The sequence below is a fragment of the Enterobacter sp. A8 genome, assembly GCF_004296595.1.
Classification (GTDB): domain Bacteria; phylum Pseudomonadota; class Gammaproteobacteria; order Enterobacterales; family Enterobacteriaceae; genus Enterobacter; species Enterobacter cloacae.
Window position 1 is genome coordinate 165,207 of sequence record NZ_SCMF01000007.1, and the last position, 18,451, is coordinate 183,657.

At 54.6% G+C, this 18,451-nt stretch carries 16 protein-coding genes; 11 read left to right on the forward strand and 5 right to left on the reverse strand.

The features are described 5' to 3' along the window. Positions 1 to 7 precede the first annotated feature (7 nt). Positions 8 to 802 carry a metal-dependent hydrolase gene (locus EQV24_RS21745; protein ID WP_020689599.1) on the forward strand — a complete coding sequence of 265 codons (795 nt, stop codon included), beginning with the start codon at positions 8 to 10 and terminating at the stop codon, positions 800 to 802. 298 nt (positions 803 to 1,100) lie between these two features. Then, complete coding sequence (ptsG, locus tag EQV24_RS21750) at positions 1,101 to 2,534, forward strand: PTS glucose transporter subunit IIBC (RefSeq protein ID WP_013097113.1); 1,434 nt, start codon at positions 1,101 to 1,103, stop codon at positions 2,532 to 2,534. Positions 2,535 to 2,618: 84 nt separating this feature from the next. On the opposite strand, the gene fhuE is transcribed toward ptsG, so the two are convergent. Continuing rightward, entirely contained in the window at positions 2,619 to 4,808 is a 2,190-nt protein-coding gene (fhuE, locus tag EQV24_RS21755; RefSeq protein ID WP_130627058.1) for a ferric-rhodotorulic acid/ferric-coprogen receptor FhuE, read from the reverse strand. A 351-nt stretch (positions 4,809 to 5,159) separates the two neighbouring features. Here fhuE and hinT point away from each other — a divergent pair, with 351 nt between their 5' ends. The 8 genes from hinT to EQV24_RS21795 all read left to right on the forward strand — a co-directional run bounded on the left by hinT (position 5,160) and on the right by EQV24_RS21795 (position 11,248). Continuing rightward, positions 5,160 to 5,519 (forward strand): purine nucleoside phosphoramidase, encoded by a 360-nt coding sequence (hinT, locus tag EQV24_RS21760; RefSeq protein ID WP_013097111.1) that lies wholly within the window; start codon positions 5,160 to 5,162, stop codon positions 5,517 to 5,519. Position 5,520: 1 nt separating this feature from the next. Continuing rightward, the gene (locus tag EQV24_RS21765) at positions 5,521 to 5,895 is read left to right on the forward strand and encodes a YcfL family protein (RefSeq protein WP_013097110.1); all 375 of its coding nucleotides are present in this window, start codon (positions 5,521 to 5,523) and stop codon (positions 5,893 to 5,895) included. A gap of 10 nt (positions 5,896 to 5,905) precedes the next feature. Beyond that, the gene (gene lpoB / locus EQV24_RS21770; RefSeq protein ID WP_130627041.1) at positions 5,906 to 6,553 is read left to right on the forward strand and encodes a penicillin-binding protein activator LpoB; all 648 of its coding nucleotides are present in this window, start codon (positions 5,906 to 5,908) and stop codon (positions 6,551 to 6,553) included. Beyond that, the gene (gene thiK / locus EQV24_RS21775) at positions 6,534 to 7,358 is read left to right on the forward strand and encodes a thiamine kinase (RefSeq protein ID WP_130627042.1); all 825 of its coding nucleotides are present in this window, start codon (positions 6,534 to 6,536) and stop codon (positions 7,356 to 7,358) included. The genes lpoB and thiK overlap by 20 nt, the downstream gene beginning before the upstream one ends. Before the next feature lie 11 nt (positions 7,359 to 7,369). Continuing rightward, positions 7,370 to 8,395 (forward strand): beta-N-acetylhexosaminidase, encoded by a 1,026-nt coding sequence (gene nagZ, locus EQV24_RS21780; protein ID WP_044158668.1) that lies wholly within the window; start codon positions 7,370 to 7,372, stop codon positions 8,393 to 8,395. Between the two features lie 34 nt (positions 8,396 to 8,429). Next, complete coding sequence (gene ycfP / locus EQV24_RS21785; protein WP_013097106.1) at positions 8,430 to 8,972, forward strand: alpha/beta hydrolase YcfP; 543 nt, start codon at positions 8,430 to 8,432, stop codon at positions 8,970 to 8,972. 238 nt (positions 8,973 to 9,210) lie between these two features. After that, the gene (locus EQV24_RS21790) at positions 9,211 to 10,515 is read left to right on the forward strand and encodes an NAD(P)/FAD-dependent oxidoreductase (RefSeq protein ID WP_013097105.1); all 1,305 of its coding nucleotides are present in this window, start codon (positions 9,211 to 9,213) and stop codon (positions 10,513 to 10,515) included. Positions 10,516 to 10,708: 193 nt separating this feature from the next. Next, positions 10,709 to 11,248 carry a glycine zipper 2TM domain-containing protein gene (locus EQV24_RS21795; protein ID WP_013097104.1) on the forward strand — a complete coding sequence of 180 codons (540 nt, stop codon included), beginning with the start codon at positions 10,709 to 10,711 and terminating at the stop codon, positions 11,246 to 11,248. A 54-nt stretch (positions 11,249 to 11,302) separates the two neighbouring features. Here EQV24_RS21795 and EQV24_RS21800 read toward each other — a convergent pair whose 3' ends face one another. Beyond that, positions 11,303 to 11,944 carry a TetR/AcrR family transcriptional regulator gene (locus EQV24_RS21800; protein ID WP_013097103.1) on the reverse strand — a complete coding sequence of 214 codons (642 nt, stop codon included), beginning with the start codon at positions 11,942 to 11,944 and terminating at the stop codon, positions 11,303 to 11,305. Positions 11,945 to 12,188: 244 nt separating this feature from the next. Between EQV24_RS21800 and bhsA the strand changes: the two genes are divergently transcribed. Continuing rightward, positions 12,189 to 12,446 (forward strand): multiple stress resistance protein BhsA, encoded by a 258-nt coding sequence (bhsA, locus tag EQV24_RS21805; RefSeq protein WP_013097102.1) that lies wholly within the window; start codon positions 12,189 to 12,191, stop codon positions 12,444 to 12,446. 73 nt (positions 12,447 to 12,519) lie between these two features. Here the strand turns inward: bhsA and EQV24_RS21810 are convergent, their stop codons facing one another. The 3 genes from EQV24_RS21810 to EQV24_RS21820 all read right to left on the reverse strand — a co-directional run bounded on the left by EQV24_RS21810 (position 12,520) and on the right by EQV24_RS21820 (position 18,304). After that, entirely contained in the window at positions 12,520 to 13,485 is a 966-nt protein-coding gene (locus EQV24_RS21810; protein ID WP_038419115.1) for a L,D-transpeptidase family protein, read from the reverse strand. 149 nt (positions 13,486 to 13,634) lie between these two features. Continuing rightward, positions 13,635 to 17,081: a transcription-repair coupling factor gene (mfd, locus tag EQV24_RS21815; RefSeq protein WP_020689586.1), complete on the reverse strand. Its 3,447-nt coding sequence runs from the start codon at positions 17,079 to 17,081 to the stop codon at positions 13,635 to 13,637. Between the two features lie 149 nt (positions 17,082 to 17,230). Further along, positions 17,231 to 18,304 carry an acyltransferase family protein gene (locus tag EQV24_RS21820; RefSeq protein WP_013097099.1) on the reverse strand — a complete coding sequence of 358 codons (1,074 nt, stop codon included), beginning with the start codon at positions 18,302 to 18,304 and terminating at the stop codon, positions 17,231 to 17,233. Positions 18,305 to 18,451: the final 147 nt, after the last annotated feature.

The following is an 18,451-nucleotide window of genomic DNA, read 5'->3' on the forward strand; positions in this document are numbered from 1 at the left end:
AGACATTATGTTTTTAGTCGACTCACACTGCCATCTCGATGGCCTGGATTATCAATCCCTGCATAAAGACGTGGACGACGTGCTGGCTAAAGCCGCCGCCCGCGATGTGAAATTTTGCCTTGCGGTGGCTACCACGCTGCCGGGCTATCGCACCATGCGTGAGCTGGTGGGCGTTCGCCCTAATGTGGTCTTTTCCTGTGGCGTGCATCCGCTCAATCAGGATGAAGCATACGACGTCGAGGAGTTACGTCGTCTGGCGGCCGAAGAGGGCGTGGTCGCGATGGGGGAAACCGGGCTGGATTATTACTACACGCCGGAGACCATGGCGCGTCAGCAGGAGTCCTTCCGCCATCACATTCGCATTGGCCGTGAGCTTAACAAACCGGTTATCGTTCATACCCGCGATGCCCGCGCCGATACCCTGGCGATCCTCAGAGAAGAAAACGTGACGGATTGCGGTGGCGTACTACACTGTTTCACAGAAGACAGAGAAACGGCGGGAAAACTGCTTGATTTAGGGTTTTATATCTCGTTTTCCGGGATCGTGACGTTCCGTAACGCTGAGCAGCTTCGCGATGCTGCGCGTTATGTTCCGCTCGATCGTATTCTGGTGGAAACAGACTCTCCTTATCTGGCTCCGGTACCGCATCGCGGTAAAGAAAACCAGCCAGCAATGACGAGAGACGTGGCTGAATACATGGCCGTTCTGAAGGGCGTCAGTATCGAAGAGCTGGCCCGCGTCACGACGGAAAACTTCTCTACACTGTTCCATATTGACCCCGCCCGCCTGCAATCTGTTTGATACACCTGTTTTTTTTAGGCTCGTAATTAATAGTTAAAACGAGTAAAGTTCACCGCCTCATTTGGGGCGGTGATGGTGTTTTTAGACACATCCAGAAATGCTTTTTGTAAATAACTGAAAGTTTTTCGACCGTCTTAAGCTGAAACGTGATAGCCGTCAAACAAACTCAGAGGGAATTATTTTACTCTGTGTAATAAATAAAGGGCGCTTAGATGTCCTGTCCACGGCACGGTACTCCCCCCCGGGCCAATGCGTGAAAGCGTAAAAAAAGCACAAATACTCAGGAGCACTCTCAATTATGTTTAAGAATGCATTTGCTAACCTGCAAAAGGTCGGTAAATCGCTGATGCTGCCAGTATCCGTACTGCCTATCGCAGGTATCCTGCTGGGTGTCGGTTCTGCAAACTTCAGCTGGCTGCCAGCCGTAGTGTCCCACGTAATGGCCGAAGCAGGCGGTTCTGTCTTTGCTAACATGCCACTGATCTTCGCTATCGGTGTTGCTCTGGGCTTCACCAATAACGACGGCGTTTCTGCGCTGGCTTCTGTGGTTGCCTACGGCATCATGGTGAAAACCATGGCTGTGGTTGCACCGCTGGTTCTGCATTTACCTGCTGAAGAGATCGCAGCGAAACACCTGGCGGATACCGGTGTTCTGGGCGGTATCATCTCCGGTGCGATTGCAGCGTATATGTTTAACCGCTTCTATCGCATCAAGCTGCCTGAGTATCTGGGCTTCTTCGCGGGCAAGCGTTTCGTTCCGATCATCTCTGGTCTGGCAGCGATTTTCACGGGTGTGATCCTGTCCTTCATCTGGCCACCAATCGGTACGGCAATCCAGACCTTCTCTCAGTGGGCTGCTTATCAGAACCCGGTTGTGGCGTTTGGTATCTACGGCTTCATCGAGCGTTGCCTGGTGCCATTTGGTCTGCACCACATCTGGAACGTTCCATTCCAGATGCAGATTGGTGAATTCACCAACGCAGCAGGTCAGGTGTTCCACGGTGATATCCCACGTTATATGGCGGGTGACCCAACTGCAGGTAAACTGTCTGGTGGCTTCCTGTTCAAAATGTATGGTCTGCCAGCCGCGGCAATTGCAATCTGGCACTCTGCTAAACCAGAGAACCGTGCAAAAGTGGGCGGTATCATGATCTCCGCAGCGCTGACCTCGTTCCTGACCGGTATCACCGAGCCGATCGAGTTCTCCTTCATGTTCGTTGCGCCGATCCTGTACGTTATCCACGCGATTCTGGCGGGTCTGGCGTTCCCAATCTGTATCCTGCTGGGTATGCGTGACGGTACGTCCTTCTCACACGGCCTGATCGACTTCATCGTTCTGTCCGGTAACAGCAGCAAACTGTGGCTGTTCCCAATCGTGGGTGCGTGCTACGCCGTTGTTTACTACACCATCTTCCGCGTGCTGATCAAAGCACTGGACCTGAAAACGCCAGGTCGTGAAGATGCAACAGAAGACAGCAAAGCAGGCGCGACCAGCGAAATGGCTCCGGCACTGGTTGCAGCATTCGGCGGTAAAGAGAACATCACTAACCTGGACGCGTGTATCACTCGTCTGCGTGTGAGCGTTGCCGATGTTGCGAAAGTAGACCAGCCGGGTCTGAAAAAACTGGGCGCAGCGGGTGTGGTTGTTGCAGGTTCTGGTGTTCAGGCAATCTTCGGTACCAAATCCGATAACCTGAAAACCGAAATGGATGAATACATCCGCAACAGCTAAGCTGTGACCTGGGGAGACTAAGGCAGCCGAATGGCTGCCTTTTTTATGCCTGCAGTTTTGTTATGCCGGGTAGCGGCTGAACATTCAGAAGTCGTAGCTCGCGCTTACAGAGACGTTCAGCGGCGCGCCATATACCACATAAGAGCCGACGTAGTCGTAATACTCTTTGTCGAACAGGTTGTTGATGTTAGCCTGGACAGCAAAATCTTTAGTCACCTGATACCGGCTGAACAGGTTAACCAGCGCGTAGCTGCCTTGTTCTGCACGTGATCGACCTGCCGGGCCGCCATCTACATCGTTCCAGACTTTATTCTGCCAGTTCACCCCCCCGCCCACTGCCAGTGCAGGTAGCATGGGCAGTTGATAACGGGTAAAGAGCTTCATTGTGGTACGAGGCTGATCGGAACTTACCGCGTTGCCGCGCTTGTCTTCAGCAATGTAGCGGGTTGCGCCGAAGGTCAGCTGCCAGTTATCGGTCAGGGCGCCGTTTAGCTCGAACTCGATCCCTTTACTGACGACCCCATCCAGAGATTCATAAATTGACTCGCCGCTGGGCATGTAGGTGTAGGTATTATTCGCCACATTATCCTGCTCAATGCGGAAGAGGGCGAGCGAGGTGGTCAGGCGCGTACTAAACCAGTCTGCTTTCACCCCGGCTTCATAGCTTTTCCCCGTTGTCGGGTCCAGGTAGCGGCCGCTGGCGTCACGTTTGTCCTGAGGCTGGAAGATGGAGGTATAACTGACGTAGGTTGACCAGTCTTCATTGATATCATAAACAAGGCCCGCATATGGCGTTACATCATCCTTACTGCTTTCCAGGCGGGTGTCCGGGGAGCCCGCCGGGTTATAGCGAATGTTGTAATGGGTATAACGCGCACCGAGGATCAGAGATAGCGGATCGGCAAGCGAGAAGCGGGCTGAGGTATAGGCCGAAGACTGGCGGATATCATCCTGACTGTAAAGCTTCCAGGGGGTCCACTGCGGATCGGCGATATTCCCGTTCCAGTTTTTGAAGTTACCCACGTCAACCATGCCGTACAGCGCGTCCGGCATGGTGTTGTCATAGTGGTTACGCTGGCGGCTGAAGCTACCGCCAAACATCATCTCATGCTGGCGACCGAAAAGGTCGAAACCGCCGCGCAGGAAGGCATCCACCGCATCCTGCTTACGTTCACCGCGGTTCCAGCCGCCATATCCGACCATACCCGCACCGGTCTCTTTATCCGGGTAGCCGGACATATACATCAGTTTGCTGTCGAAGTTGGTGTCGGCATGCATGCTGTTGATATGGGCTTCCCAGCCGTTGTCGAAGCGTTGGGTGAGGTTGGCGAAAATACGGGTGTTGTCTTTATCTGAATAAGCCCAGTCTGGTGCAACGGTCTGGCTGCGGTTGTAATGGGTTTTGCTGCCATCGCTGTACCAGGTTGGCAGGCCGCCCCAGGTTGGGTTATCGGTATCGCTTTCCTGATATTCATAGCCCACAGACAGGGTGGTGCTGTCAGTCACGTCCGCATCGACCACGCCATAGAGGAACTTTTTGCGGTAGTGGTAGTTATCAACAAAACTGTCGTTGTCCTGATAACCCGTAATAAGACGACCGCGCACGTTACCCGACGCTACCAGCGGAGCCTGCAGATCCAGCACGTAGCGTTGTTTGTCCCAGCTACCGTAACTGGCGGAGACATTGCCTTTAAATTCATTGCTGTCTGCATGCTTACGTACCATGTTGACGTAGGCGGCGGGATTTCCCGTGCCGGACATCAGGCCGGTTGCGCCGCGTACCACTTCAATACGATCGTAAATGGCGGTATCGGCGGCGGTGTCGCCAAAGTTCCATACTTCGCTGATGGAGGTTGGCAGATCATCATACGCATAGTTACTGACAAAGAAGCCGCGCGAGTAAAATACCGTCCGGTCGCTGTCCTGTACCTGCGCGGTGACGCCGGTGGTGTTAGTTAACACCTGGCCGAGGGATTGCAGATTCTGATCTGCCATACGCTGCTGGCTAATGACGCTGACGGACTGCGGAATATCGCGGGGAACCAGTAACAGTTTCGTCCCCGTGGTGGTGGTCTTAACGCTGTAGTCCGTATCCTGACTGCTGGACGGGTCCTGTGCGTTATCAAAACCGCCCTCGACAACCACGGTATCTTCGGTTGCAGAGGCGGCGAAACTGACGGCTGGCATCAATGCCATAGCAATACAGGCAGCCAGCAACGAAGGCGTGGCGGCTGGCTGCGGTTGCCCATCCCTGGTGTGATAAATGAAAGACATCATCAAACCCTTACTGAATGGTGAAAGGTGAGTGCGACAGTCCCGTGAGAACGGGCTGACGTTGTTTTCTATGTTAAAAATGCGCATGAAAATGCAAATGCGAAATATACGCATTGTGATTAGCACTGTAAACAGATGTGTCAAAAGGAAATGAAATTATGTTTCAGGTGGTGAAGCGTCGAGAGCGGTTACTCTTCAGACAGCTGAAACACTTTCAGGAAAGAAATCCGGGGAGAAGGTTGAAAGGACAGGAGAAAGTCGCTCATACTCTTCCATTGTGCCACACACTCATGCAGAGATTGTGTTAATAGCGGACGCACCACGCCAGATTAAACTACAAAGGAACAGGTCATGGCTGAAGAAACCATTTTCAGTAAAATTATCCGCCGCGAAATCCCTTCGGATATCGTTTATCAGGATGAGCTGGTGACGGCTTTCAGAGATATTTCTCCTCAGGCTCCGACTCATATCCTTATCATTCCAAATATTCTGATTCCCACCGTCAATGACGTAAAAGCCGAGCATGAAGTGGCGTTAGGCCGTATGCTGACGGTAGCCGCGAAAATCGCCGAGCAGGAGGGGATTGCTGAAGACGGTTACCGTTTGATCATGAACTGTAATCGCCATGGTGGTCAGGAAGTTTATCATATTCATATGCATCTTCTGGGTGGGCGTCCTCTGGGACCGATGCTGTCACATAAAGGTCTTTGACATGTTAAAAGGGCGTATTGCAGCGCTGGCAATGACATTGGTAATGGTGGGATGCAGCACGCGCCCGGCCATTCCTGTCAGTGATGAACAGACGCTGGTGATGGAGTCCTCGGTACTTGCCGCGGGCATCACCGCAGAACAACCTACGTTGATCATCAGTGAAATTAAATCTTCTGCGTCTTCTACGCTCTTTAACGAAAGACACGAACCGGTGACGGTGCACTACCGTTTCTTCTGGTATGACGTACGGGGTCTTGAAATGCACCCGCTGGAAGCGCCGCGCAGCGTGACCATTCCGGCAGGATCGTCGGTAACGCTCTATGGTAGCGCCAACTATCTGGGTGCGCATAAGGTGAGACTTTATCTTTATCTGTAAGAGGTGAACCTTGATTAAAAATATGAGCCGTTATGCGCTCGTGACAGCTTTTGCACTGTTCCTTGCAGGATGTGTGACGCGAACCGAACAGCCTGCGCCGGTGGACGAGGCAAAACCGGGTACGGAGCAGCCGACACAGCCAACGCAACCGCAGCCAACCGTGCCGTCTGTACCGACGATCCCGTCGCAGCCTGGCCCGATTGAACATCCGGACCAGGCCTCCCAGCCAACGCCGCGCGTGCGTCATTATGACTGGAACGGTGCGATGCAACCGATGGTGGGCAAAATGCTGCAGGCGCAGGGCGTGACGGCAGGCAGTGTACTGCTGGTGGATAGCGTAAATAACCGGACTAACGGTTCACTTAATGCCGGGGAAGCGACAGAAACCCTGCGCAATGCACTGGCCAATAACGGCAAGTTTACGCTGGTTTCCGCACAGCAGCTGGCAGTAGCCAAACAGCAGCTTGGTCTGTCGCCACAGGACAGCCTCGGTACGCGCAGTAAGGCGATGGGGATTGCCCGTAACGTTGGTGCGCAGTATGTGCTGTACTCTAATGCCACCGGTAACGTGAATACGCCAGCCCTGCAGATGCAGCTGATGCTGGTTCAGACAGGCGAGATTATCTGGTCAGGTAAAGGTGCGGTTACGCAACTCTGACTGCACGCGTGAAGCGATCCTCACGCATTATTTTCCGCAGTATCGTCTTATCGCGCCGCAGGCCCACTCCGGGCTTGGCGGCGCGAGTTGCATTCTGGAACAGGGCGAGCAGCGTCTGGTGTTGCGTCATCACCACGATCCCTTAGCCCCCGTTTCCCATTTTCGCCGTCAGTTTCGTGCCCTGAAGCGTCTACCGGCGGATCTCGTGCCAGCCCCGCGCTTTTTCAGACAGGGCTGGATGGCGGTAGAGTATCTGGCAGGGGAGATCCGGCATACGCTGCCCGACAGCGCAACGCTTGCGACGACGCTCTGTCAGTTGCACCATCAGCCGTGTCTGGGGTGGCGAGTCACGCTGCTCCCTTTGCTGGAACAATACTGGCAGCGAGCCTCACCGGACAGACGTACCCCACGGTGGCTTGCGCAGCTTAAACGGTTACGCACTGCGGGAGAGCCTCAGCCGCTTCGGCTGTCGCCATTACACATGGATGTTCATGCCGGAAATATTGTGCATACGTCCACCGGCATCAGGCTTATCGACTGGGAGTATGCCGGTGATGGGGATGTGGCACTGGAGCTGGCGGCCGTCTGGGTGGAAGATGATACAGCGCGCCAAAGACTGATCGGTGATTACGCCCGCATTGCGCATCTGGACGCGGGACAGCTGGCGCGTCAGGTCAGACGCTGGCGGCCCTGGGTCGTCATGCTGATGGCGGGCTGGTTTGAAATGCGTTTTCAGCAGTCCGGCGAGAAACAATTTATGGCGCTGGCAGATGATGCCTGGCGTCAGTTACACATTAAAGGATAAGAGAGGTTGCTGTGGGTCCAGTCATGTTGGATGTAGAAGGGTTTGAACTGGATGCGGAGGAGCGTGAAATTCTGGCGCACCCGCTGGTGGGGGGGCTCATCCTGTTTACCCGCAACTATCACGATCCGGCGCAGTTGCGTGAGCTGGTTCGCCAGATCCGCGCGGCGTCGCGTAATCATCTGGTCGTGGCCGTCGATCAGGAAGGCGGGCGCGTGCAGCGTTTCCGTGAGGGCTTCACCCGTCTGCCCGCGGCCCAGTCTTTCGCGGCGCTGCTCGGCACCGAAGAGGGCGGAAATCTGGCCCAGGAGGCCGGCTGGCTGATGGCCAGCGAGATGATTGCCATGGATATCGACATCAGTTTTGCCCCGGTGCTGGACGTAGGGCATATCAGTGCGGCAATTGGCGAGCGCTCTTACCATAGCGATCCCCGTATTGCGCTGGAGATGGCCACCCGCTTTATCGACGGCATGCACGATGCAGGAATGAAAACCACCGGTAAACACTTCCCGGGGCACGGCGCCGTGACGGCGGATTCGCATAAAGAGACTCCGCGTGATCCGCGCCCGGAGGCGGAAATTCGTGCCAAAGATATGTCGGTGTTCCGCTCGCTGATTAGCGATAACAAGCTGGATGCCATTATGCCTGCGCATGTGATTTACAGTGACGTCGACCCGCGCCCGGCGAGCGGTTCTCCGCACTGGTTAAAAACCGTGCTGCGTCAGGAACTCGGTTTCAACGGCGTGATCTTCTCCGACGATTTGTCGATGGAAGGGGCGGCGATCATGGGCAGCTACGCGGAGCGTGGGCAGGCGTCGCTCGACGCAGGTTGCGATATGATCCTCGTCTGCAATAATCGTAAAGGCGCAGTCAGCGTGCTGGATAACCTGTCGCCGATCAATGCAGAGCGTGTTACACATTTGTATCATAAAGGTTCATTTAGCCGTCAGGAGCTGATGGATTCGGCACGCTGGAAAGCGGTTAACGCCCGGCTTGAAGCACTGAATGAGCGCTGGCAGGCACATAAAGCCAGTCTGTAAATCCTCCCGGAAGGCGTAGCGTGGTGAGAAGACGATGATCATCTATTTACACGGTTTTGACTCAAACAGTCCTGGTAATCATGAGAAGGTACTGCAACTGCAGTTTATCGATCCGGATGTACGGCTGATCAGCTACAGCACGCGCCATCCGAAACATGACATGCAGCATCTGCTCAAAGAAGTGGACAAGATGCTGCAGCTCAACATCGACGATCGCCCGCTGATTTGCGGGGTGGGGCTGGGTGGCTACTGGGCGGAGCGGATTGGATTCCTGTGCGATATTCGCCAGGTGGTATTCAATCCTAACCTGTTCCCGAACGAGAACATGGAAGGCAAGATTGACCGCCCAGAAGAGTATGTCGATATTGCCACCAAGTGCGTCAGCAATTTCCGTGAAAAGAACCGCGACCGCTGTCTGGTGATCCTTTCGCGTAATGATGAGGCGCTCAACAGCCACCGTGCGGCTGAGCTGTTGCATCACTACTATGAAATTGTCTGGGACGAAGAACAGACCCACAAGTTCAAGAACATCTCCCCGCATCTGCAGCGCATCAAAGCCTTCAAAACACTGGGCTAAGATACTGCATAAGATCTCCCAGGCCCGGCCGCGAAAGCGTGCCGGGCTTTCTTTTTCTGCAGAATTGTCTACTTTTAAGCCACCAAAACTTGATGCACATCAATTTTGGTATGACCAATGCGCCTGACGTGGTATTCTCAATGCACCTGAATGGTTTCAGTGCTGTAACCTGTTGTTAATTAAGGGTTATTTTTATAACTTTTAATTAACAATTGGTTAATAATTTGAGGGGGTCACGTTGACTACGCCATTGAAAAAGATAGTGATTGTAGGCGGTGGTGCTGGCGGGCTGGAGCTGGCGACACAGTTGGGTAAGAAGCTGGGTCGCGGCAAAAAAGCCAAAATCACGCTGGTGGATCGTAACCACAGCCACCTGTGGAAACCGTTGCTGCACGAAGTGGCGACCGGTTCACTGGATGAGGGCGTGGACGCGCTGAGCTATCTGGCGCACGCACGTAACCACCATTTCCAGTTCCAGCTGGGTTCCGTGGTGGATATCAACCGTGAGAGCAAAACCATTACCCTGGCCGAGCTGCGTGACGAAAAAGGGGAGTTGCTGGTCCCGGAGCGCAAGCTTGCCTATGACACACTGGTCATGGCGCTGGGCAGTACCTCCAACGATTTCAACACCCCGGGTGTGAAAGAGCACTGCATTTTCCTGGATAACCCGCACCAGGCGCGTCGTTTCCACCAGGAAATGCTGAACCTGTTCCTTAAGTACACCAATAACATGGGTGCGAATGGTAAGGTGAATATCGCCATTGTAGGCGGTGGCGCAACGGGCGTTGAACTCTCCGCTGAGCTGCACAATGCGGTAAAACAGCTGCACAGCTACGGGTACAAAGGGTTAACCAATGAAGCGCTGAACGTAACGCTGGTTGAGGCAGGTGAGCGTATTCTGCCTGCGCTGCCTCCGCGTATTTCTGGCGCGGCGCATAACGAACTGACCAAACTGGGCGTACGTGTTCTCACCCAGACGATGGTGACCAGCGCAGACGAAGGTGGCCTGCACACCAAGGATGGCGAGTACATCAAAGCGGATCTGATGGTCTGGGCGGCGGGTATCAAAGCACCTGATTTCATGAAAGACATTGGCGGGCTGGAAACCAACCGTATCAATCAGCTGGTGACCGAGCCGACGCTGCAAACCACGCGCGATCCAGAGATTTTCGCGATTGGTGACTGTGCGTCATGCGCGCGTCCAGAAGGCGGTTTCGTGCCTCCTCGCGCCCAGGCAGCGCATCAGATGGCAAGCCTGGTGCTGCACAATATTCTGGCACAGCGCAAAGGCAAGCCAATGAAGGCCTACGTCTACAAAGACCACGGCTCTCTGGTTTCGTTGTCAAACTTCTCAACCGTAGGCAGCCTGATGGGGAACCTGATGCGCGGCTCGATGATGGTAGAAGGGCGCATCGCACGCTTTGTCTATATCTCCCTGTACCGTATGCACCAGATTGCGCTGCACGGCTACTTCAAAACCGGCCTGATGATGCTGGTAGGGCGAATCAACCGCGTGATCCGTCCACGTCTGAAGCTGCACTAATTTTTCTCTCCCTCCGGGCCCTCCGGAGGGATTTTTTAGCATATCATGCTGCTCATCACAGATTGAGTGATTAAGAGTTCTCCTAAACGCCCAGTCACTCTCCTGAAAGCCACTTTTTTGAGCCTTTGTCTTATTGGCGAAGCGTAGCCTGCATTGCAAAATTGTTACCAATAGCAACAAAGGAGGAAGTCCCGTGAATAAATCAATGTTGGCGGGTATAGGGATTGGCGTCGCTGCTGCGTTAGGTGTGGCTGCCGTTGCCAGTCTCAACGTACTGAATCGCGGCCCACAGTATGCGCAGGTGGTTTCTGCAACCCCGATTAAAGAAACAGTTAAAACGCCTCGTCAGGAGTGCCGTAACGTCTCTGTCACCCATCGTCGTCCGGTTCAGGATGAAAACCGTATTGCCGGCTCTGTGCTGGGCGCGGTAGCAGGCGGGGTGATTGGTCACCAGTTTGGTGGCGGCCGTGGTAAAGATGTGGCAACCGTGGTCGGTGCGCTGGGTGGCGGCTATGCCGGTAACCAGGTGCAGGGCGCAATGCAGGATAACGATACGTACACCACGACACAGCAGCGCTGTAAAACCGTCTATGACAAGTCGGAAAAAATGCTGGGTTATGACGTGACGTACAAAATTGGTGACCAGCAGGGCAAAATCCGTATGGACAGAGACCCTGGCACACAAATTCCGCTGGATGGAAATGGCCAGCTGGTACTGAATAACAAAGCGTAAAAAAGATGTTCTCTGAACTTAGCTCCTCAAGCGCTCAGGCTGAGGAGCTTTTTTTTAGCCCTGTATTTTAAGCAGTTCGGGCCACAGTCGCAGGGTGGTCTCGGTGATATGCTGCAGTTTTTCCAGCGTCGCCCCTTCTCGGGCGCTAATCGACATCCCCTGTAAAATACAGCTCAGGTATTGTGCTAATTCCTGAGGGCGGCAATGCGCCGGAATTTCACCACGCTGCTGGCGCTGGGCCAGGAAGGTGCTGAGCGTCTCCTCCTGCATGGCATGACGCGATTTCACCGTGTTGGCGATCTCTTTTGAGGAGGCCGCAAGCGTCGCGGAGGTGTTAATCATAAAACAGCCCGCGGGCGTCTCTTTGCTGGTGAAGCAGGTGGCGATGGCGGTGAAATAGTCATGCAGTGCCTGCTCAACCGTTTTCTCTTCACAAAATAGCTGTGCTTCGTATCGCGATGCGAAGCGAGAGATGTATCGGTCCAGTACCGCCCTGAACAACCCCTCTTTATTCGTGAATTCCGCATACAGCGTCGGCGCTTTGGCTCCGGTGGCTTCTACCAGATCGGAAAGCGAAGTCGCTTCATACCCATGTTGCCAGAAGAGAGTCATGGCCTTATCAAGCGCTGCATCCCTGTCGAACACTTTTGGTCGGCCACGGCTTTTCTTCGCACAACTCGTGACATCGGTTGTCATTTGCCGTTGGTCCTCTGTTGGTTTGTTGAATAACCATTATAAAAATAAACGCATTTCACCACCAGTGCTGTTTTCTGAAAAATAAATTAATCATATGGGTATGAAAAACAACGGAATTAAAATTAATTTAATGGTCGTTATAAAAATATGTTGACGTGTGAGCTGGATCACACCTATCATTTACCTATCGATCGTTAACTAAATGGCTAACGACCTCAAAATTCATCTGCCAAAGGTAAAAATCATGAAAAACGTAAAAACCCTCATCGCCGCTGCTGTTCTTAGCTCACTCTCTTTCGCAAGCTTTGCTGCTGTGGAAGTCCAGTCAACGCCTGCTGACCAGCATAAAGTAGGGACCATCTCTGCCAGCGCCGGGACTAACCTGGGTTCACTGGAAGACCAGCTGGCGCAAAAAGCGGATGAGATGGGTGCGAAATCGTTCCGCATTACCTCTGTAACCGGTCCTAACACCCTGCACGGTACCGCTGTTATTTACAAATAAGCCTGGCTAAACCCTCATTTATGCCACTGCTAAAAAAACGCCCTGCATGTGCAGGGCGTTTTTGCGTTTGGGTTTACATCGACTGCTGGGCGACACCATGATGTCGTGTGACGTCAGTCGGCATGCCCGAACGTGCTTCCATTGCCCGCTCCATCACAATGCCATCCGTCCTTGCATCGGTTTTAAAACTCACCATCGCCGCATTCAGGTTGATTGGCAGCGTCTGCGGATCGTCATCAATGTTTTTCGATAAAGGCTGGTGAATTTCAACCAGTCGCACGCCGCCTGGCTCCTCAGAGACCTTGATCGGGGTATTAATGATGTTCACTTTGGTGCCCGGTGTGACCAGGTTGAAGAGCGTTTTGATATCGTCATCGCGCAGACGAATACAGCCGGAGCTGACGCGCATGCCAATACCAAAGTCCGCGTTCGTTCCATGTAACAGGTACACGCCGCCATAGGCCGCGAGGCGGATGGCATGGTGGCCCATTGGGTTATCCGGGCCGGCCGGTACAACGGCGGGCAGATCGATCCCCTGCGCTTTATAGCGGGCACGAATATTGGCCGTTGGCGTCCAGGTTGGGTTTGCACGCTTGTCTGATACGGTGGTGACCATCGTCGGGGTCAGCGTGTCACCGCCCAACTGGCCAATACCAATAGGGTATACGGTCACCTCATTTTTACCGGGCGGGTAATAGTAAAGACGCAGTTCGGCAAGGTTTATCACGATCCCCTCACGCGGCGCATCCGGCAAAATCGTCTGCAGCGGGATGGTTAACACACTGCCAGCGCGCGGGACATAAGGGTCAACGCCGGGGTTGGCCTGCAGTAAGGCCAGAAAGCCGACGTTATATTTTTTGGCAATCGCCTCAAGCGATCCACCATTGTTTTCAACCACATGAAAACGGTTTTCCCCAACCACCTTACTGCCTGCAGGCGGGAGTGGCCAGGTGTTTGCGCGAGCGGGAAATGCAACCGCGACCGTTGCGGCCAGCGCTAACACGGTTATCCAGCGAGTGAAACGCGAAGAGGTCATCATCACTATAATCCATATAAATGACAGGGTGATTGTTTTATAACGGTTAGTGATAATTATGGCGAAGGGGTCTGTCGGGAAGATCGGGTGAAGTGAAAAGAGTTTGTAAATTGTTACCCCCGGTAGCATGGCGCAACCGGGGGCAGAGCAGATTATGCGATCGCGTTCTCTTCCAGCTGGCGCATAAAGTTGCGTACCCAGTCCATACGGGTTTTACGCTCCGTCAGCTCCTGCGTAAATTTCAGACGCGTTGGCCCATCCAGGCGGAAATGCTGCGGCTGCTTTTGCAGTAAACCGATGAGCCACGTAGGGTTAACGTGGTTTTTCTCGGCAAACTCAATCACGCCGCCTTTCTCATTGCCCTCAAGCTTACGAATGCCCAGCTTCTGCGCCTGCTGACGCAGCCGCGCGATATCCAGCAAGTTGCGTGCGGCATCCGGGAGCAGGCCAAAGCGGTCAATAAGCTCGACTTTGATCTCTTCCAGCTCGTTCTCATTTTTCGCACTGGCGATACGTTTGTAGAACGACAGGCGGGTGTTCACATCCGGAATGAAATCGTCCGGTAGCAGAGATGGCATGCGTAACTCAACTTCGGTTTGCTGGCTGGTGAGATCTTCCAGCGACGGTTCGCGTCCGGCCTTGAGAGCATCGACCGCGTTTTCCAGCAACTCCATGTAGAGCGAGAAACCGATGGTTTCCATCGAGCCACTTTGATCTTCACCCAACAGCTCACCCGCACCGCGGATCTCCAGGTCGTGCGTCGCCAGTGCAAAGCCAGCGCCCAGATCTTCCAGCGAGGCGATCGCTTCCAGACGTTTTTGCGCATCGGTGGTCATCGCTTTTGGATGCGGCGTCAGCAGCCATGCATAGGCCTGATGGTGCGAACGCCCGACGCGGCCACGCAGCTGATGAAGCTGCGCCAGACCGAAATGATCCGCGCGTTCAATAATGATGGTGTTGGCCGTCGGGATATCGATCCCGGTCTCAATGATGGTCGTACACACCAGCACGTTAAAGCGCTGGTGGTGGAAGTCGTTCATCACCCGTTCCAGCTCGCGTTCGCGCATTTGCCCGTGACCGATGGCAATACGCGCTTCCGGCACCAGCTCTGCCAGGCGGTCTGCCGCTTTCTGGATATTTTCCACGTCGTTGTAGAGGTAATAGACCTGACCGCCGCGCAGCACCTCACGCAGAATGGCCTCACGCACCACCAGATTGTCGTATTCGCGCACAAAGGTTTTCACGGCCAGACGACGCGCCGGCGGCGTGGCGATAATTGACAGATCGCGCATGCCGCTCATCGCCATGTTCAGGGTTCGCGGGATCGGCGTCGCGGTCAGGGTCAGGATATCGACGTCGGCACGCATCGCTTTAATACGCTCTTTATGGCGTACCCCGAAACGGTGCTCTTCATCAACAATCAGCAGCCCCAGATCTTTCCACTTCACGTCGCTCTGCAGCAGTTTGTGGGTGCCGATCAGAATATCGATCTTACCCTCGCTGGCCTGCTCCAGGATTTGCGTTTGCTCTTTGGTACTGCGAAAACGTGACAGCATCTCGATGCGTACCGGCCAGTTGGCAAAGCGGTCGCGGAAGTTATCGAAGTGCTGCTGAGCGAGCAGGGTGGTGGGCACCAGTACCGCCACCTGCTTGTTATTCTCGACGGCGAGGAACGCCGCGCGCATGGCTACTTCGGTTTTCCCGAAGCCGACATCGCCACAGACCAGCCTGTCCATTGCCAGCGGCTGACACATGTCGCTTAACACGGCATTGATGGCCTGAGCCTGGTCCGGCGTGGTTTCAAACGGGAAGCTGTCGCAGAACAGCTGGTACTGCTCTTTATCATGCTTAAAGGCAAAGCCCTCTTTGGCCGCACGCTGGGCATAGATATCCAGCAGCTCGGCCGCCACATCACGCACTTTTTCCGCCGCTTTCTGCCGGGCGCGTGCCCAGGCGTCACCGCCCAGTTTATGCAATGGTGCATTCTCTTCTGCACCCCCGGCGTAGCGACTGATCAGATGCAGGGATGAGACCGGCACGTAGAGTTTGGCGTCGTTGGCGTAGGTCAGCATCAGGTATTCGCCTTTGATGCCACCGGCTTCCAGCGTCGTCATCCCCTGATAACGACCCACGCCATGTTCAAGGTGCACAATCGGCTGGCCCGGATGGAGTTCCGCCAGGTTGCGGATCAGCGTATCCGGGTTAATGGTGCGACGGCTGTCCTGACGGCGACGCGCAACACGTTCACCCAGCAGGTCGCTTTCACAGATTAATGCCACGTTGTTGAGGGTATCGATAAACCCGTGCTCGGCGGCACCGATCATCAGATAACGCCCCGTCCCCGTGGCTTCGCTCAGGCGCAAAATGCGTTTCGGAGCAACTTTAATCCGCCCCAGCAGTTCGCCCAGCGCTTCACGGCGGCCTTCACTCTCAACGGAGAAGACAACCGGGCCGGTAAAGGCATCGAGGAACTTGCGCAGACTCTCCAGCGGGGATTTCTGCTGTGCCTGAACGGCTAAATCTGGCAGCTTCTGGAATGCAAGATTGGTGTTGGCAGCTTTATCGGCAAGCGTATCGGTTTTCAATTGTACGCGAGGCCAGCGCTTGAGTTCGGCGTTGAGCTCGTCGGTGCGCAGCCACAGCGCTTCAGGTGGCAGCAGCGGACGCATCGGGTCTACGCCCCGGTTTTCAAAGCGCGCGCGGGTTTCGCTCTCAAAGCGGCTGGCGCTGGCGTCGATATCACCGGTGTTGACAATCAACGTGTTCGCCGGGAAGTAGCTGAACAGAGCGGGCAATGGCTCGTTAAAGAACAGCGGCTGCCAGTATTCGATCCCGGCAGGAAGCGTACCTTTGCTGACCTGCTGATAGATATGCTCAGCGTCGCGCTTAACGTCGAACTTGTCGCGCCACTGGCTGCGGAACAGCTCGATAGCGGTTTTGTCCGTCGGGAATTCATGGGCGGGTAATAAATTGATGGCTTCCACTTCTTCCAGCGTGCGCTGCGTGTCGGCGTCGAATACGCGCAGGCTGTCGATCTCATCGTCGAAGAAGTCCAGTCGATACGGCTGGTCGCTGCCCATCGGGTACAGGTCGAGCAACGCACCGCGCGTGGCGTATTCCCCGTGCTCCATAACCTGATCGACATGACGGTATCCGGCGCTGTCCAGTTGCGCGCGCAGATCGTCCCGGGACAGGCGCTGACCTTTTTTCATCACCAGCGCATGGCCGTGCAAATAGCTGTGAGGACAGACGCGCTGCATCAGGGTGTTGACCGGAACGATCAGCACGCCGCGCTGCATGGTCGGTAACTGATAGAGGGTCGACAGGCGCGAGGAGATGATCTCCTGATGCGGGGAGAAGCTGTCATACGGCAGCGTTTCCCAGTCGGCCAGACTGAAGACCAGGTTATCGGTGAACTGGCGAATTTCATCATGCAGTCGCAGCGCATTTTGCATATCCGGGGCGACCAGCACCACCGGACCAGGATGTCGCTCAGCGATTTCTGCCACCAGCGTGGCGCACGCAGCGCCAGTGAGTTCGCCCAGCTGGCGCTGGTCGCCCGCTTTAACAGGCAGGGAATAACGATAGTGTTCAGGCATGGCTATGTCAGAGTCTCTTGTGGATATACCAACAGTATTGGGGCATATCACTGATACGCAATGTCTTTATTATCCTCGATCGTTTTGCATAAGCAAATCTGAACTGCAACGCGGGAAGATTCGCCCCCGGACGGGGGGCGAGGGCGGTATTATCGGGTTGCCGGAGACAGTGCGCTCGCGGAAGGGGGAGAGAAGAACAGATCGCCAAACAGTGCCGTCGATATTTTGCGTACGCCAAGTCCGGCGAGGGTGCAGATCAACAGGCTGGCAAATGGGTAGACCAGGATCAAGGCAAGCTCGGCCCAGACCGGCCAGTAGGCAGCATTCATCTCACCGATCAGGAACAGGCTGAAGGCCTCTATCAGGATGCGGTGCGTGGTGTAGATAGCGATGGTGTTTGAGCCGATAACGTTAAGCAGGTTGCTGGGATGAACGGCATAACGCTGCTCGAGGCTATAGAAAAGCTTCATGATCAGCACGATCGACAGCAGGGAAAGCAGCAGCGGAACGTTAGCAAACCACAGTACCACGGAGACCGCAGCAAAAGCGGCCAGCGCCAGCCAGGTACGACGCAGGTTCAGCCCCTTCATCCAGGCCATCAGCTCTGCGCCATACCACGCGCCAAGGCTGTAGTAGATCATATTGCGTACCACGCTGTTCATTCCCCACCACGGCAGCGGCAGGAAATTGATCGTGATGCTGGCCAGTGCCAGCAGCCCCAGTACGGGCAGCTTCCAGCGGCTAAGCAGTTTACATAGCGTGAAATAGACCACCAGGGCGTACAGATACCACAGGCTGGTGCTGGCAGTGAGCATCCCCCACGCAAACCCGGAAAGTGAATCGGCATACGCGGCGTTCGAGGAGGTGGCCAGCTCACGTTCAGGTGCCAACCAGGCATTGAGGTGGCTCAGCGCCTGCCATTGCAATACGCCCCACAGCGCAAGGACCCAGACAATGCTCCAGATCCGTTTGTCAAAACTGGTGCGCCAGTTCACCTCGTCAATATAACGACGGATCAGATAACCGGATATGAAGAAAAATACCGGCATACGGAAGGGCGCGAGATAAAGGTTAAAATAGACCCAGCATTTGGCGAGAAGACCGGACAACGGATGTTGTAGCCCCGTCAGATGGGGATAAAATGTGATAACCGAATGATAGATTACCACCAGGCAGATACACAGCCCCTTTATCTGGTTAATCCATAATGCTTTTTGCTTCATTGTTCGCAACTACCTTATTGCCATAAACGAACGAACAATTGTTGGTAAACGCAGCCGGGATGTAACGGGAAACAGTCTGTATCAGGAAGTTTTTCGGAAAAGGTGGAGGGTGTGGCGCGATAATTCGAAGAGTAGCGTTCTGATTTA

Coding starts and splice junctions, on each gene's coding strand:
- EQV24_RS21745 (WP_020689599.1), top strand. CDS start 8: ATGTTTTTAGTCGACTCACACTGCCATCTCGATGGCCTGGATTATCAA.
- ptsG (WP_013097113.1), top strand. CDS start 1,101: ATGTTTAAGAATGCATTTGCTAACCTGCAAAAGGTCGGTAAATCGCTG.
- fhuE (WP_130627058.1), bottom strand. CDS start 4,808: ATGTCTTTCATTTATCACACCAGGGATGGGCAACCGCAGCCAGCCGCC.
- hinT (WP_013097111.1), top strand. CDS start 5,160: ATGGCTGAAGAAACCATTTTCAGTAAAATTATCCGCCGCGAAATCCCT.
- EQV24_RS21765 (WP_013097110.1), top strand. CDS start 5,521: ATGTTAAAAGGGCGTATTGCAGCGCTGGCAATGACATTGGTAATGGTG.
- ycfP (WP_013097106.1), top strand. CDS start 8,430: ATGATCATCTATTTACACGGTTTTGACTCAAACAGTCCTGGTAATCAT.
- EQV24_RS21800 (WP_013097103.1), bottom strand. CDS start 11,944: ATGACAACCGATGTCACGAGTTGTGCGAAGAAAAGCCGTGGCCGACCA.
- bhsA (WP_013097102.1), top strand. CDS start 12,189: ATGAAAAACGTAAAAACCCTCATCGCCGCTGCTGTTCTTAGCTCACTC.
- EQV24_RS21810 (WP_038419115.1), bottom strand. CDS start 13,485: ATGATGACCTCTTCGCGTTTCACTCGCTGGATAACCGTGTTAGCGCTG.
- mfd (WP_020689586.1), bottom strand. CDS start 17,081: ATGCCTGAACACTATCGTTATTCCCTGCCTGTTAAAGCGGGCGACCAG.
- EQV24_RS21820 (WP_013097099.1), bottom strand. CDS start 18,304: ATGAAGCAAAAAGCATTATGGATTAACCAGATAAAGGGGCTGTGTATC.